Genomic DNA, 13,287 nt, shown 5'->3' with positions numbered 1-13,287 from the left:
TGGGTACTCATCCCGGATCAGGTCTGCCATGCGAATTTCCGCTCTCCTGCTGCTGTTTTGCTCCCTGCTCTTTTCCGCCCTGCCGGCCCGGGCCGTGGTGGTCATCGCCGCCGAGATCCCCCCTTATGTGATCCGCTCCAATCAGGGGGCCCCGAGCGGCATGGTCATCGAGGTGCTGGAAGAGGCCGCCCGCCGGCTCAAGGAGCCGCTGACCATCGAGCTGATGCCGCTGGCCCGCGCCCTCAGCCAGGCCCGCTATCGCCGGAATGTCTTGCTGGTGCCGCCGGTGCGCAGCCCCCAGCGCGACCCTCAGTTTCTCTGGATTGTCCCCCTGATGGACGAGGCCTTCGTGCTGGTCAGCCATCGCCAATACCACCCGACCCCCCTCACCATCAATGCCCTGCCCGGCCTCACCGTCGGCGTGATGCGCGGTTCCTTTGGCCAGAGCCTGCTGCGACCCTATCCGCAGGTGAAACAGGCACTGGTGGCCGAGGAGATCCACAACGCCGACAAGCTGGCGCTGGGCCGCATCCAGGGCTGGGCGGTGGCCTGGAACAGCGCCCTCTACAACCAGCAACAAGCCGGCCTGCCGCTGGCGGATCTGGTGCGCGGCGAAACCCTGCAACACTCTCCCCTGTACCTGGCTGCCAGCCCCCATTTTCCAACCGCCGAGGCGACCCGCTGGTACCAGACCATCGCCGCCATGCGCGACGACGGCAGCCTGGCGCGCATCATCAAGCAGTACGATTACCAGGCGCCCTGACAAGCTTGTCAGGAGAATTGCCAAAGCAGTTCAGAATGGTTATGGTATCCCCATGAAAGCGCTCATGATTTTGTCAAGTCTGCTCACACCCCGTTGAGCCCCCGCCCTCGCCCCTGACAGCGAGTCGTTGGGGGCATCGCATTCCCGATCTGTTTTTTCGTATCGCACACTCTTTTTTCGGCCAGCTTGCCCGTCATCCTGGCCATCAGACCCATTGATAAGGAATATCTTATGAAACAGCCACATCTCGTGATTTCCAGCCTGGATCTCGATCGCATCGAGCAGCTGCTCGGCAACCATCCCCAGCACCTGGCCCTGCAGGAGGAGCTGGACCGCGCCGAGATCCGCGAACCGGCCGACATGCCGCCGGACGTGGTGACCATGAACAGCACGGTGCGCTTCAAGATGCAGAGCAGCGGCAACGAATTCTGCCTGACCCTGGTCTACCCGCGGGACGTACAGGGGGACGAGTCGAAGATCTCCGTGCTGGCGCCGGTCGGCAGCGCCCTGCTCGGGCTCAAGGTGGGTGACAGCATCGCCTGGCCAGGCCCGGCCGGTCGCACCATCCAGGTGGAGATCCTCGAGGTGGTCTACCAGCCGGAGCGTGCCGGCGAGCTGCACCGCTAGATCCCCCGGGCACGCGCCGGCCTGCATGACGGCGCCGGGCGTGCCCCTGCAGCTGATCCCGATCAAGCTTTGCCGCAGAAGTGGCGCCGATTCTGCCCTCCGGTCCCGCTTTCACTTGAGCCGGGACGAGGGGGCAGGTATCTTGTTGGCCGCGCCAGCACCCTGGCCGCAGATTTCAGGCTGACATCATGATTAAGATTGCCCTCATCGACGATCACCAGATCGTCCGCTCCGGTTTTGCCCAACTGCTCAATCTCGAACCCGACCTGCGGGTGGTGGCCGAATTCGGCTCCGCCGCCGAGGCGCTGGCGGGTCTGCCCGGCAGCGGGGTACAGCTGTGCGTGTGCGACATCTCCATGCCGGATCAATCCGGGCTGGATCTGCTCAAGCGCCTCCCCTCGGGGCTGGCCGTGGTGATGCTGTCGGTGCACGACAGCCCGGCCCTCATCGAGCAGGCCCTGCAGGCCGGCGCCAAGGGATTCCTCTCCAAGCGCTGCAGCCCGGACGAGCTGATCGCCGCGGTGCGCACCGCCGCCCACGGCGGCTGTTACCTCACCCCGGACATCGCCCAAAAGCTCGCCTGCAACAGCCAGGATCCCCTCACCAATCGGGAGCGGGAGGTGGCGCAGCTGCTGGCGCGGGGGCTGGAGGTGAAGGCCATCGCCGAGCAGCTCGGCCTCTCCCCCAAGACGGTGCACGTGCACCGCGCCAACCTGATGGACAAGCTCAAGGTCAGCAACAACGTGGAGCTGGCCCACCGCATGCTGGACAGCTGGTGATCGCTCGTCTGGCCAGCTATGTCGCCATCTCGCTGGCGGCCTGCTTCATCTTTGCCGCCGGCTGGTTTTGCCTGTGGAGCATTGGCCTGCATCTGGCGGGCTCCCCCATGCTGGCAGCCCTGCTGTTCCCCTTCGGCCTGCGGCTGGGGCTGCTCTTGCAAAGCCCGCTCGCCTACTGGCCACCGCTGCTGCTGTGCGAATCCCTGCTGCTCTACTGGCTCAACCAGGAGGTGGGACTGCCGCTGTGGCCGCTCATTCAGGCGGGCAGCCTGCTCACCTTGTTGCCGCTGCTCATCGCCCGCCGCCAGCCGGTGCGCAACGACTGGCAGCAACTGCTGGTGCTGCTGGCCACCGTCACGGTGGCGGCCGGGCTGCAATCCCTGCTCTGGCACCTGGCCGGCGAGGATGGCCTCACCGCCCTGCTGCTCACCCTCACCGGCGGGCTGACCCTCACCTCCACCTGCATGCTGATCTGGCACTACCTCACCCGCGCTACCTGGGTGCCGCTCGGCCCTGCACTGGTGGATCAACCGGTAGACTGGCGCTTTCGCCACCTGGTCTGGTATCTGCTGCTGTTTGTGCTGAGCCTCTGGCTGCAGCTCGGCCTGCCGGACTCGCTGGTGCGCTTCACCCCCTTTTGTCTGGCCATTCCCATCATCGCCATGGCCTGGCGCTACGGCTGGCAAGGGGCCCTGCTCGCCACCCTGATGAACACGGTGGCGCTGATGGCCGGCCAGGCCTGGCACGATCACCCGCTCGATCTGCTGCTCTCCCTGCTGGCCCAGAGCCTCACCGGCCTGCTGCTCGGCGCCGGCATCCAGCGCCAGCGCGAGCTCAACCAGGCGCTGACCCGCCAGCTCGCCCACAACCGCCAGCTCACCGAACGGCTGCTGGAGACCGAAGAGAGCATCCGCAAGGAGGTGGCGCGCGAGCTGCACGACGACATCGGCCAGACCATCACCGCCATCCGCACCCAGGCCGGCATAGCGCGCCGGTTGGCGCCTGACAACGCCGGGGTGGGCCAGAGCAGCGCCCTTATCGAGACCCTGTCGCTTGGCATCTACGACGCGGTGCGCGGCCTGCTCGGCCGGCTGCGCCCCCGCCAGCTCGACGACATGAGCCTGGAGCAGGCGGTGCGCGCCCTGCTGCGCGAGCTTGAGCTGGAGCGCCGCGGCATCGTCACCCGGCTGGAGTGGCAACTGGCGGACGCCGGCCTCTCCGATGCCCAGCGGGTCACCCTGTTTCGGGTCTGTCAGGAGGGGCTCAACAACGTGGTCAAACACGCCAACGCCAGCTCGGTCACCATCCGGGCCCAGCGTCAGGGGGAGCGTTTGACCCTGCTGCTGGAAGACGATGGCTGCGGCCTGCCCGAGCACCGCACGCCCCAGGGCTACGGCCTGCTCGGCATTCGCGAGCGGGTGCAGGCACTGGGGGGCTCGCTGCAACTCTCCTGCGTACACGGCACCCAGCTGACCGTGACCCTGCCCGATCGCAAGCGGGAGGAAAACCATGAATAAGCCAACTCGCCGACCGGGAGCGCTTCCATGCTGAGCTTTATGCGCAGTGCGCCGCCCCAGCCCCTCATCCGCGATCAGGCCGAGATCGACGCCTGTTATCGCCACTGGCGGCTGCACATACTGCTGACCATGTACCTGGGCTACGCGGTCTTCTACTTCACCCGCAAGAGCTTCAACTTCGCCATGCCGGACATGCTGGCCAGCGGCATGCTGGCCAAGGCCGACATCGGCATGCTGTGGACCCTGTTCTACATCACCTACGGCTGCTCCAAGTTCTTCTCCGGCATCATCAGCGACCGCGCCAACCCGCGCTACTTCATGGGCCTCGGGCTGATGGCGACCGGGGTCATCAATATCCTGTTCGGGCTCTCGTCGTCGCTGTGGCTGTTCGCCGCACTTTGGGTTGCCAACGCCTTCTTCCAGGGCTGGGGCTGGCCCCCCTGCTCCAAGCTGCTCACCAGCTGGTATTCGCGCAGCGAACGCGGCTTCTGGTGGTCGGCCTGGAACACGGCCCACAACGTGGGCGGGGCGCTCATCCCCCTCATCGTCAGCACCCTCGCCCTGCAGCACGGCTGGCGCTACGGCATGATAGTGCCCGGCCTTATCGCTATCGTCGCGGGGCTGTTTCTCTGCTGGCGGCTGCGGGATACCCCGAGCGCCATGGGGTTGCCCACGGTGGGCGAGTGGCGCAGCGATGCGCTGGAGCTGGCCCAGCAGACTCAGGATGCGGGGCTCTCCCATCGCCAGATCCTGCGCAAGTACGTGCTCGGCAACCCCTACATCTGGCTGCTGGCCTGCTGCTACGTGCTGGTCTACGTGGTGCGCACCGCCATCAACGACTGGGGCAATCTCTACATGACAGAACAGCGCGGCTTCAATCTGATGAGCGCCAACTCGGCCATCTCCATGTTCGAGGTGGGGGGCTTTATCGGTGCCCTGGTGGCGGGCTGGGGATCGGACAAGCTGTTCAACGGCAACCGCGGGCCCATGAACCTCATCTTCGCGGTGGGGATATTGCTCTCGGTGGGGTCGCTGTGGCTGATGCCCTTCTTCAGCTACGTGATGCAGGCGGCCTGCTTCTTCACCATCGGCTTCTTCGTGTTCGGCCCCCAGATGCTGATCGGCATGGCGGCGGCGGAGTGCTCCCACAAGAACTCGGCGGGGGCCGCCACCGGCTTCGTCGGCCTGTTCGCCTACATGGGGGCAGCGCTGTCGGGCTATCCGCTGGCCAAGGTGATGGAGATCTGGCACTGGCAGGGCTTCTTCGTGGTGATCTCGGTGGCGGCCGGCGTCTCCGCCCTGTTGCTGCTGCCCTTCCTCAAGGCGCAGGCCCCCCGCCCTCGCGAGGCGGCCTGATTCACCCCGGCAGGCCTCTTGCCCTCCCCTTTAGTTTGAGCGCGGGCACGGTCGGTCTGCGCCTGTCACCCACACCTCTCTGCCAACTCCCTTTACCACTTATGTGAAGCTGATTGTGGGCGCACGCCAGCCGGCTGAGCAGCAATTGGCACTGCTGACGGCGGGTCCCCTTGTAACAAAATGTGCTGAATACATTTTGGGCTTGAACCCGCCCCATTAGATAGATATGTTGTTTTCGTGTGATTTTATGAGTGTCGCCACGGGGAAAATGCGCCACTAACCTATTGAGTCATCTGGCACAATCGGCATTTGGTACATTTTTCACTCAGCTGGTGGCGAATAGAATCCCATATGGGGCTTTCGCCTCAATCAAGACAATAATCCTGTCTTGCCCTGTTGCCGGATGCAGCAGTCTCTTGTGCCACGGAGTCGCACGGGATCAGGTTCAAGGCTGAACACACTTTTGACAGAGACGTCACTTATGATCAAAAAACTCATTCTCTCTACCCTGCTGCTGTGCGGGCTGGCCAACGCGGCCCCCAGTTCCACCCTGGATGCCGTGCTGGAGCGCGGCGTGCTGCGGGTCGGTTTCGACGCCGGCTATCAACCCTTCGAGATGACCAACAAGCAGGGCCAGTACATCGGCTTTGACGTGGATCTGGCCAAGATGGTCGCCAAGGAGATGGGCGTGAAGGTGGAGTTCGTCAACACCGCCTGGGATGGCATCATCCCCGCGCTCTTGACCGACAAGTTCGACGTCATCATGGGCGGCATGACCGTCACTCCCCAGCGCAACCTGCGCGTCAACTTCGCCGACCCCTATATCGTGGTCGGGCAGACCATAGTCCTGCGCAAGGACAAGGCTGGCGAGATCAAGTCCTTCACCGACCTCAACGACCCCAAGTACAAGATTGCGGTCAAGCTCGGCACCACCGGCGAGCAGGCGGTCAAGCGCCTGATCCCCAAAGCCACCCTGCTGCAGTTTGAAACCCAGGATGACGCCAAGCTGGAAGTGATCAACGGCAAGGTCGACGCCTTCGTCTACGACCTGCCCTACAACGCCATCTTCGCCACCCAGAACAAGGGCGCCGTGGTGCATCTGGACAAGCCGTTCACCTTCGAACCGCTGGCCTGGGCCATCCGCAAGGGGGATCAGGACACCCTCAACTGGTTCAACAACTACCTGCGCCAGATCAAGGGCGACGGCAGCTACGACCGCCTCTACAAGAAGTGGTTCGAATCCACCGCCTGGCTTGATCAGCTCAAGTAACCTCGCAAGGGGCGGCCCGCCGCCCCTTCACGCAGATCCCCACACAATAACTACAACGAGGTTGCGACAGTGCACAACCCAACAAGACAGATGGAAAAACAACCCAATCAACTGCTCTGGCACGGCGTCTTTCTGCTGATCGTGCTGGCCGCCCTGTTCGGCATCTACAAGGCTGTGCAATCGGTGGATTACACCTGGCGCTGGGAGCGGATCCCCCAATACATCGCCTATCAGGCGGAGCAGAAAAATTACGCCGAGTTCGACGGCACCGTGGTCGCCGGCACCACCGAGGCCGACAAGGGCAAGCTGTTCCTGCAAAACGATCTCGATCCCAACCAGCGCCAGCCCATCGCCGTCAGCGGTGGTCAGGTGGCGCAGGGGGATACCGTCTTTCGCGGCGATACCCTCGACACCCAGCTGAGCTGGACCGCCGGCCCCATCGCCTGGGGCGTCTGGATGACCATCAAGCTCTCGCTGGTGGCGGGCATCTTTGCCATCCTGCTCGGCACCCTGGCGGGGCTGGCGCGGCTCTCCCCCAATCCGGCCCTGCGCAACCTGGCGGTCACCTATGTGGAGCTCATCCGCGGCACCCCGCTGCTGGTGCAGATCTTCATCGTCTACTTCTTTATCGGCACTGTACTCAATCTGGATCGCTTCACCGCCGGGGTGGCGGCACTGGCGGTCTTCACCGGCGCCTACGTGGCGGAAATCGTCCGTGCCGGCATCAGCTCCATCCACAAGGGGCAGATGGAAGCGGGCAGAAGCCTTGGCATGACCTCGGCCCAGACCATGCGCTACGTGATCCTGCCGCAGGCTTTCAAGCGGGTACTGCCGCCGCTGGCGGGCCAGTTCATCAACCTCATCAAGGACTCCTCGCTGGTGTCTGTCATCTCCATCACGGATCTCACCAAGGCGGGACGGGAGGTGGTGAGCTCCACCTTCAGCCCGTTCGAGGTGTGGTTCACCGTGGCCCTGCTCTATCTGGTGCTGACCGGCACTCTCTCCTTCCTTGTACGCCGTCTGGAGGTGAAATATGCGCGCAGCAACTGATCCGATTATCAAGGCAAGCTCAGTGGAGAAGTTCTACGGCAGCGAGGTGCACGCCCTGAAAAACGTCAGCACCCAGGTGGCCGAAGGGGAAGTGGTGGTGATCGTGGGCCCCAGCGGCTCGGGCAAATCCACCTTCCTGCGCACCCTCAACCAACTGGAGACCATCAACGATGGCCAGATCGTGGTGGATGGCATCAGCCTGACCGAGCCCGGCGACGTCAACAAGCTGCGAGAAGAGGTGGGCATGGTGTTCCAGTCTTTCAACCTCTTCCCCCATCTGAGCGTGCTGGACAACATCTGCCTCGCGCCGCAAAAGGTGCGTGGGCTGTCGCGCAAGGACGCCGAGGACAGAGCCAAGGCCCTGCTGCTCAAGGTGGGGCTCTCCAACAAGGCCAAGAGCTACCCCTCCCAGCTCTCCGGCGGCCAGCAGCAGCGGGTGGCCATCGCCCGGGCGCTCGCCATGCAGCCGCGCATCATGTTGTTTGACGAGCCCACCAGCGCACTCGACCCCGAGATGGTGGGCGAGGTGCTGGACGTGATGAAGGGGCTGGCCCGCGAGGGGATGACCATGGTGGTGGTCACCCACGAGATGGGCTTTGCCCGGGAAGTGGCGGATCGGGTGCTGTTCATGGAGAGCGGCGAGCTGCTGGTGGACGAGAAGCCAGCGGATTTCTTCGACAATCCCCCCTCCCCGCGCCTGCGCCAGTTCCTGAGCCAGGTGCTCTAAGGGATAACGCACAAAAAGAAAGAGGGAGCCCATGGCTCCCTCTTTTTCATCGCCGTAACACTAGCTTGCATGACTGAATCTGACCGGCTCCACCATCAGTTCAGCGTGGGGACTTTCCCAGGTATTGCTCCACTATGGTCCGGATCCCGTCCCGCTTCTTGAGTTCGTAGAGATGCTTGTCGAACTGCTCGACAAAGTCCTCCTTGAAGTCGAACTCCCCCTTGCGGCTGTAGCCGAGAAACCCCTCCTCCCGGCTGAGCACGGGCCCCTGCTTGAGCTGGGACATGTCGGCCACCGCCAGCTGGTTGCCCTTGATCATGCTGAGCAGCTCATAGAGCAGCGAGAGCCGGTCGTTGACGGTGCAGTCCACCCGGCCGCGCACGATCTTGAGCAGGTTCTCCCGGTTGCTCTTCACCTCCTCCAGCCCGATCTTCTGCTCTTTGATGGCCTGCCAGAAGGGGGCGCCGCCGATGGTAAAACCGGCATTCATGCCAAAGCGCAGGCCATAGTAGTCGGTCGGGAACTGCGCCTGCGGGGTATTGACGACCACCCCGGCGCCGCACATCACCACCAGCTCTTCGTCGAGCAGGGGCTGGGAGTAGGGCCACATCCAGGGGCGACCGTCTGGCTGGTAGTAGGGCGGGAAGATGGCGAAGGCGCTGCCCTGCTCCACCATGCTCAGACCCCGTCGCCAGGGCATGGCCTTGATCACCACCTCGTAGCCATCCATGGACGCCGTCACGCTGCGCACTATGTCGGCATAGATCCCCTTGACCTCCTCTCCCTCCTGCCAGGAGTAGGGGGGATAGTTGGCATCGGCCAGGATCTCGACCCGGGTCTTGGCCTGCGTCAGCAGGCAGACCCCCATCAACAAACAACACCACAGCCGCATCATCTGCCACTCCAGAGGTAGAAAGCCTCATCAAGCATAGTCACTGCACCCGCCGCTCAGGGAGTCGTCATACCAATTGATGGGCCGCCGCTGGCCACATGTCACATCCAGCTCCAGCTGAACACATCCACTGCAGCAAAATGTTAATGAAAGTTTGCATTCATCCTTTATGCTGGAGAGCAATTGCTCTGACTGGATACCCGACATGGATGTGCAACTGCTCCTGCTCTACCTCTCGCCGATCTTTGTGGCCTTTATCGGCTGGGAGATGCTCTACCTGCGCAAGCATGGCGCCGCCTATCCCACTGCCGGTTATCAGTGGAAGGATCTCTTCGCCAACACCACCCTGGCGCTGATGCATCAGGGGGGCGACGCGCTGGCGGCCATCGCCATCGCCTACCTCTACGACGCCCTCTGGGGCTGGCGGCTGCTGGACATAGAGCTGAACGTCTGGAGCCTGTTGCTGCTCTTCCTGCTGCAGGATCTCTGCTACTGGCTGTTCCACTTCGCGAGCCACCATGTGCGCTGGCTGTGGGCCTCCCACGTGGTGCACCACAGCTCGGAGCGGCTCAACCTCTCCACCGCCTTTCGCCAGAGCCTGATGTACCCGGTCTCCGGCATGTGGCTGTTCTGGATCCCCATGATCCTCATCGGTTTCCCGCCCGAGGCCGTGGTGGCCACCGTGCTCTTGAGCCTGGGCTTCCAGTTCTTCGTCCACACCCAGGTGGTGGGCAAGCTCGGCTGGATCGAAGCCATCTTCAACACCCCCTCCCACCACAGGGTGCACCACGCCAGCAACGCCAACTATATCGATCGCAACTTCGCCGGAGTGCTCATCATCTGGGACCGGCTGTTTGGTACCTTCGTGGAAGAAGACCCCGCCGAGCCGTGTCGCTTCGGCATCACCAAGCCCATCCACAGCTTCAACCCCCTCACCCTCACCTTCCACGAGTGGCGCGACATGCTGCAAGAGGCCAGGGGCCTGCCCTGGCGACAGAAGCTCGCGGTGCTGTTTGGCAAGCCGGCCGGCCCCGCCAGCCGCTGAGCACGCACTGCAAGCAATCAGCAGACAAAAAGAGAGCGCCCCCTTGGGCGCTCTCTTGCATTGCCGGTCACAACCCGGTCAAACGTGGGCAAAGGACCAGACGGCGGGAATGAGGCTCAGCAGCGTCACCCCGGCCAGCAACCGCTCGCGTCCGCTCAGGGGCTGCTCGGCCCCCAGCTGGCGCCGGCTGTAGAGGAACAGCAGCAGACCCGGCCCGTAGAGCAGCAAGGAGAGCAGCAGGTACTCCACCCCGGCGGCGTAGAGCAACCAGAGACCATAGCCGCTCGACACCAGCGCCACCGCTCGCATCAGGAGGTTCCCCTGCCCGCTGAAGGCGAGCTTGAGCAGGAACAGGCCGATCAGCAGGTAGGGCACCAGGATCATGGAGGTGGAGACGAGCAGCAGGTTGGTGTAGCCCTTGCCAAGCAGCCACACCAGCAGCAGACACCCCTGCACCGTCAGGCTGGTAAGCCAGAGCGAGGCAATGGGGGTGCCGTTGTGGTTCTGGCGCCGGAAGATGGCCGGGAAGGCGCCATGGCCCGCCGCACTGAACGGCACCTCGGCCGAGAACAGGGTCCAGCTCACGTAGGAGGCGAGCACCGAGACGATAAGGCCGGCGCTGATGAGCAGCTTGCCCCAAGAGCCGGTCATCTGGGCCATCAGCCCCGCCATGGAGGGGTTGGGCAGGGCCGCGAGCTCGGGGCGGCTCAATATCCCGAGCGCCAGCACCGAGATGAGCACATAGAGCAGCAACGCCAGCACCACCCCGAGCACGGTGGCCGTGCCCACGTCCCGCCTGTTTCTGGCCCGGGCCGACAGCACCGCCGCCCCCTCGATGCCGGTGAAGACCCAGAGGGTGATCAGCATGGTGTTGCGCACCTGCTCGGAGACCGGCACCGCCAGGGTGCTCCCCTGGGGATCCGCCGCGAAGGTGACCGGATCGAACCAGTAGCAGGCAAACAGGATGAACAGCAGCAGCGGCAGGCTCTTGGCCAGGGTCGCCACCAGATTGAACAGGGCAGCCTGCTGCACGCCGCGGGCCACCAGCAGGTGCACCGCCCAGAGGATGCAGGACTCGCCGATGAAAGCCGCCAGGGTGTTGCCCTCCCCAAACCAGACCCGCTCCGGGGTATCGACGAAGCTGCCCAACGCCGCGAAGGCGATCACCAGATAGCCCACCACGCCGATGGTGGCGCACAGCCAATAACCCCAGGCGGAGAAGAAGCCCACCAGATCCCCGAAACCGGCCCGGGCGTAGCTGTAGATGCCGCCGTCGAGATCCGGTCTGAGCCGCGATAGATAGAGGAAGCTGGCCGCCAGCGCCAGTATGCCGACCCCGGTAACGCCCCAGCCGATCAGCACGGCGCGCGCGCCGGCCACCTCGGCCATGTTCTGAGGCAGGCTGAAGATCCCCGCCCCCACCATGGAGCTGAACACCAGGGCGGTGAGGGACCAGAGCCCGATCTTGCTCTCTTTCATGGTCTCTCCTTAGCGCAGCCGGCTGGCCAGGGCCTGAATGTGCTCGGGCCCGATGCCGCAGCAACCGCCGATGAGGCTTGCCCCGGCAGTGCGCCAGCGCTCGGCCCAGCCGAGGTAGTCCAGCGGCCCCAGATCGGTGCGGATCTCGTCCAGGCCGTCGTTGGCGGTCGCCTCCTTGGGCTGGGGCGGGAAGGCGTTGGCATAGGCGCCGAGGCGAACGTCGGTGCGCCCCAGGGCCTGCAAGCCGGCCCTGGCCACCTTGAGCGCCCCTTCGATCACCTCGGGCTGGCAGCAGTTGAACAGGATGGCGTCCACCCCGGCCGACGCCTGGGCGGCGACGGCGTCGGCCACCCGCTCACCGGAGCGCAGGGTCGGTTCGCTGCCCGGCGCCTCGTCCTCCAGGGTGAAGGAGACCCAGAACGGCTTGCCATCCTCGGGCAGCAGAGCCTTGAGGGCCAGCGGCTCGGCGATGAGGCTCATGGTCTCGGCCAGCCAGAGATCCACGTGGGGGGAGAGCGCCCGAATAAGCGGGGTCGCCAGCTCGCTCACCCGGCCCGCGTCGAACAGGTCGGCGCGGTAGGATCCAAAGAGCGGCGGCAAGGAGCCGGCCACCTGCACGCTACCCGGCTGCTCGTCGGCCACCTCCCGGGCCAGCTGACCGGCCAGCGCCGCCAGCTCCTCCCCCTCTGCCGCAAAACGCGCCTCACCGATATGAAACGGCACCAGCGCATAGCTGTTGGTGGTGATGACCCGGGCCCCGCTCGCCACATAGGCCCGGTGCACCTCGCGCACCGTCTCGGGGGCCTCCATCAGGGCCAGCGCCGACCACTCCGGCTGGCGAAACGGCGCGCCCCGCCGTGCCAGCTCGCGCCCCATGCCGCCATCCAGTATCCACAATGCCTGCGTATCCATCTGTCTCGTCTCTTGTTGTGTTGTTGTCTTGTTGTCTTGTTGTCTTGTTGTCTTGTTGTCTTGTTGTGCGGGACTGTGCGCTTTATCCGTTGCGCCTGCCCCGGCGGCGCGGCAACCCGTCGCCTTCATCACCTGGGATAAAATTTAGCCATAAAAACATATGGATGTTTAGACGGCCAAAACAAGATAAAGCAAAGCCCGCCCGACGGCAACCGGCATCACCGCAAAACCACAAACGCAGAAGGCAGAAGGCAGAAAAGCAAGAGGCCACCCTAAGGTGGCCTCTTGTGGCAACAGATGAACTGGTGGCTCAACGCCCGGCCAGTACCCGCTTGGTCTGTTTGACCCAGTCGGAAACTCGACCCTGCTGGGGATACCCCTGCCAGATCTGCTCCCACTGGGCGGGGCTGAGCGGGCGCCCCAACCGGCGCTGCACCCCGGCATAGAGGTAGTCGTGGGCCGTGGTACGGGCCTGGGCAGAGGTGAGGAACTTGGCCACCGGGTCGGTCAGGCGCACGTCCCGCATGCCGAGCAGCGGATAGTCGCTGTGCACCGCCGCCAGCATGGTCTCACGCATGGCCGACTCGATGTAGCCACGGGCAAACAGGGCGGTTACCGACTCGAGCGACCCTTGATCCGGGCCGTGATACTCCTCGTCGAACACCGGGCTCGGCTCCGCCACGGCGCTTTGCACCACCGCATCGGGATCCGGCTGCGGCATGACCACGGCAGCCTTGGGAGCGGCCGGCTTGGCGACGGGAGTGGCCTTGCGCGGTGCGCTCTGGCTGCAGGCACCGAGTGCCAGGGCGAGCGCTACACAGGCCAGCGCACGGGAATAAGACTGCATCTTCATGATTGCTAACGAGCTCC

Annotated in this window: 13 protein-coding genes; 9 read left to right on the top strand and 4 right to left on the bottom strand. The window is 64.4% G+C overall.

Annotated features, from left to right (window positions below; genetic code table 11):
- Positions 1 to 28 precede the first annotated feature (28 nt).
- The 8 genes from BN1143_RS20505 to BN1143_RS20465 all read left to right on the top strand — a co-directional run bounded on the left by BN1143_RS20505 (position 29) and on the right by BN1143_RS20465 (position 8,089).
- Positions 29 to 763: a substrate-binding periplasmic protein gene (locus tag BN1143_RS20505; RefSeq protein WP_042052007.1), complete on the top strand. Its 735-nt coding sequence runs from the start codon at positions 29 to 31 to the stop codon at positions 761 to 763.
- Positions 764 to 994: 231 nt separating this feature from the next.
- A complete protein-coding gene (gene rnk, locus BN1143_RS20495; protein ID WP_005302721.1) occupies positions 995 to 1,390 on the top strand; it encodes a nucleoside diphosphate kinase regulator in 396 nt (131 codons plus the stop codon).
- A gap of 188 nt (positions 1,391 to 1,578) precedes the next feature.
- Positions 1,579 to 2,169 carry a response regulator transcription factor UhpA gene (uhpA, locus tag BN1143_RS20490; RefSeq protein WP_005302722.1) on the top strand — a complete coding sequence of 197 codons (591 nt, stop codon included), beginning with the start codon at positions 1,579 to 1,581 and terminating at the stop codon, positions 2,167 to 2,169.
- Positions 2,166 to 3,686 (top strand): signal transduction histidine-protein kinase/phosphatase UhpB, encoded by a 1,521-nt coding sequence (gene uhpB / locus BN1143_RS20485; protein WP_017786239.1) that lies wholly within the window; start codon positions 2,166 to 2,168, stop codon positions 3,684 to 3,686. Before uhpA ends, uhpB begins: the two co-directional genes overlap by 4 nt.
- Positions 3,687 to 3,713: 27 nt before the next feature.
- A complete protein-coding gene (gene uhpC / locus BN1143_RS20480; protein WP_017778541.1) occupies positions 3,714 to 5,042 on the top strand; it encodes an MFS transporter in 1,329 nt (442 codons plus the stop codon).
- A gap of 481 nt (positions 5,043 to 5,523) precedes the next feature.
- A complete protein-coding gene (locus BN1143_RS20475; protein WP_019838861.1) occupies positions 5,524 to 6,312 on the top strand; it encodes a transporter substrate-binding domain-containing protein in 789 nt (262 codons plus the stop codon).
- Positions 6,313 to 6,402: 90 nt separating this feature from the next.
- Positions 6,403 to 7,362, top strand: coding sequence for an amino acid ABC transporter permease (locus tag BN1143_RS20470; RefSeq protein ID WP_029305783.1), 960 nt, complete (start codon positions 6,403 to 6,405; stop codon positions 7,360 to 7,362).
- The gene (locus BN1143_RS20465) at positions 7,346 to 8,089 is read left to right on the top strand and encodes an amino acid ABC transporter ATP-binding protein (protein ID WP_042052006.1); all 744 of its coding nucleotides are present in this window, start codon (positions 7,346 to 7,348) and stop codon (positions 8,087 to 8,089) included. The genes BN1143_RS20470 and BN1143_RS20465 overlap by 17 nt, the downstream gene beginning before the upstream one ends.
- A gap of 100 nt (positions 8,090 to 8,189) precedes the next feature.
- On the opposite strand, the gene BN1143_RS20460 is transcribed toward BN1143_RS20465, so the two are convergent.
- Positions 8,190 to 8,957, bottom strand: a complete 768-nt coding sequence (locus BN1143_RS20460; RefSeq protein WP_042052005.1) for a substrate-binding periplasmic protein — start codon at positions 8,955 to 8,957, stop codon at positions 8,190 to 8,192.
- Between the two features lie 229 nt (positions 8,958 to 9,186).
- Here BN1143_RS20460 and BN1143_RS20455 point away from each other — a divergent pair, with 229 nt between their 5' ends.
- Positions 9,187 to 10,026 carry a sterol desaturase family protein gene (locus BN1143_RS20455; protein ID WP_042052073.1) on the top strand — a complete coding sequence of 280 codons (840 nt, stop codon included), beginning with the start codon at positions 9,187 to 9,189 and terminating at the stop codon, positions 10,024 to 10,026.
- 78 nt (positions 10,027 to 10,104) lie between these two features.
- Here the strand turns inward: BN1143_RS20455 and BN1143_RS20450 are convergent, their stop codons facing one another.
- From BN1143_RS20450 to BN1143_RS20440, 3 genes are all read right to left on the bottom strand, one after another.
- Positions 10,105 to 11,505, bottom strand: a complete 1,401-nt coding sequence (locus BN1143_RS20450) for a basic amino acid/polyamine antiporter (RefSeq protein ID WP_042052004.1) — start codon at positions 11,503 to 11,505, stop codon at positions 10,105 to 10,107.
- A 9-nt stretch (positions 11,506 to 11,514) separates the two neighbouring features.
- Positions 11,515 to 12,417, bottom strand: a complete 903-nt coding sequence (locus BN1143_RS20445) for a homocysteine S-methyltransferase family protein (RefSeq protein ID WP_042052003.1) — start codon at positions 12,415 to 12,417, stop codon at positions 11,515 to 11,517.
- 310 nt (positions 12,418 to 12,727) lie between these two features.
- Positions 12,728 to 13,270 (bottom strand): hypothetical protein, encoded by a 543-nt coding sequence (locus tag BN1143_RS20440; protein WP_042052001.1) that lies wholly within the window; start codon positions 13,268 to 13,270, stop codon positions 12,728 to 12,730.
- Between the last annotated feature and the right edge of the window lie 17 nt (positions 13,271 to 13,287).

Source organism: Aeromonas dhakensis, from assembly GCF_000820305.1.
GTDB lineage: Bacteria > Pseudomonadota > Gammaproteobacteria > Enterobacterales > Aeromonadaceae > Aeromonas > Aeromonas dhakensis.
This window is presented reverse-complemented; position numbering and strand designations above follow the sequence as displayed.

What these genes read in the sequence shown, in the direction of transcription:
- BN1143_RS20505 (WP_042052007.1), top strand. Translation starts at nt 29, where the DNA reads ATGCGAATTTCCGCTCTCCTGCTGCTGTTTTGCTCCCTGCTCTTTTCC.
- rnk (WP_005302721.1), top strand. Translation starts at nt 995, where the DNA reads ATGAAACAGCCACATCTCGTGATTTCCAGCCTGGATCTCGATCGCATC.
- uhpA (WP_005302722.1), top strand. Translation starts at nt 1,579, where the DNA reads ATGATTAAGATTGCCCTCATCGACGATCACCAGATCGTCCGCTCCGGT.
- uhpC (WP_017778541.1), top strand. Translation starts at nt 3,714, where the DNA reads ATGCTGAGCTTTATGCGCAGTGCGCCGCCCCAGCCCCTCATCCGCGAT.
- BN1143_RS20475 (WP_019838861.1), top strand. Translation starts at nt 5,524, where the DNA reads ATGATCAAAAAACTCATTCTCTCTACCCTGCTGCTGTGCGGGCTGGCC.
- BN1143_RS20470 (WP_029305783.1), top strand. Translation starts at nt 6,403, where the DNA reads ATGGAAAAACAACCCAATCAACTGCTCTGGCACGGCGTCTTTCTGCTG.
- BN1143_RS20465 (WP_042052006.1), top strand. Translation starts at nt 7,346, where the DNA reads ATGCGCGCAGCAACTGATCCGATTATCAAGGCAAGCTCAGTGGAGAAG.
- BN1143_RS20460 (WP_042052005.1), bottom strand. Translation starts at nt 8,957, where the DNA reads ATGGGGGTCTGCCTGCTGACGCAGGCCAAGACCCGGGTCGAGATCCTG.
- BN1143_RS20455 (WP_042052073.1), top strand. Translation starts at nt 9,187, where the DNA reads ATGGATGTGCAACTGCTCCTGCTCTACCTCTCGCCGATCTTTGTGGCC.
- BN1143_RS20450 (WP_042052004.1), bottom strand. Translation starts at nt 11,505, where the DNA reads ATGAAAGAGAGCAAGATCGGGCTCTGGTCCCTCACCGCCCTGGTGTTC.
- BN1143_RS20445 (WP_042052003.1), bottom strand. Translation starts at nt 12,417, where the DNA reads ATGGATACGCAGGCATTGTGGATACTGGATGGCGGCATGGGGCGCGAG.
- BN1143_RS20440 (WP_042052001.1), bottom strand. Translation starts at nt 13,270, where the DNA reads ATGAAGATGCAGTCTTATTCCCGTGCGCTGGCCTGTGTAGCGCTCGCC.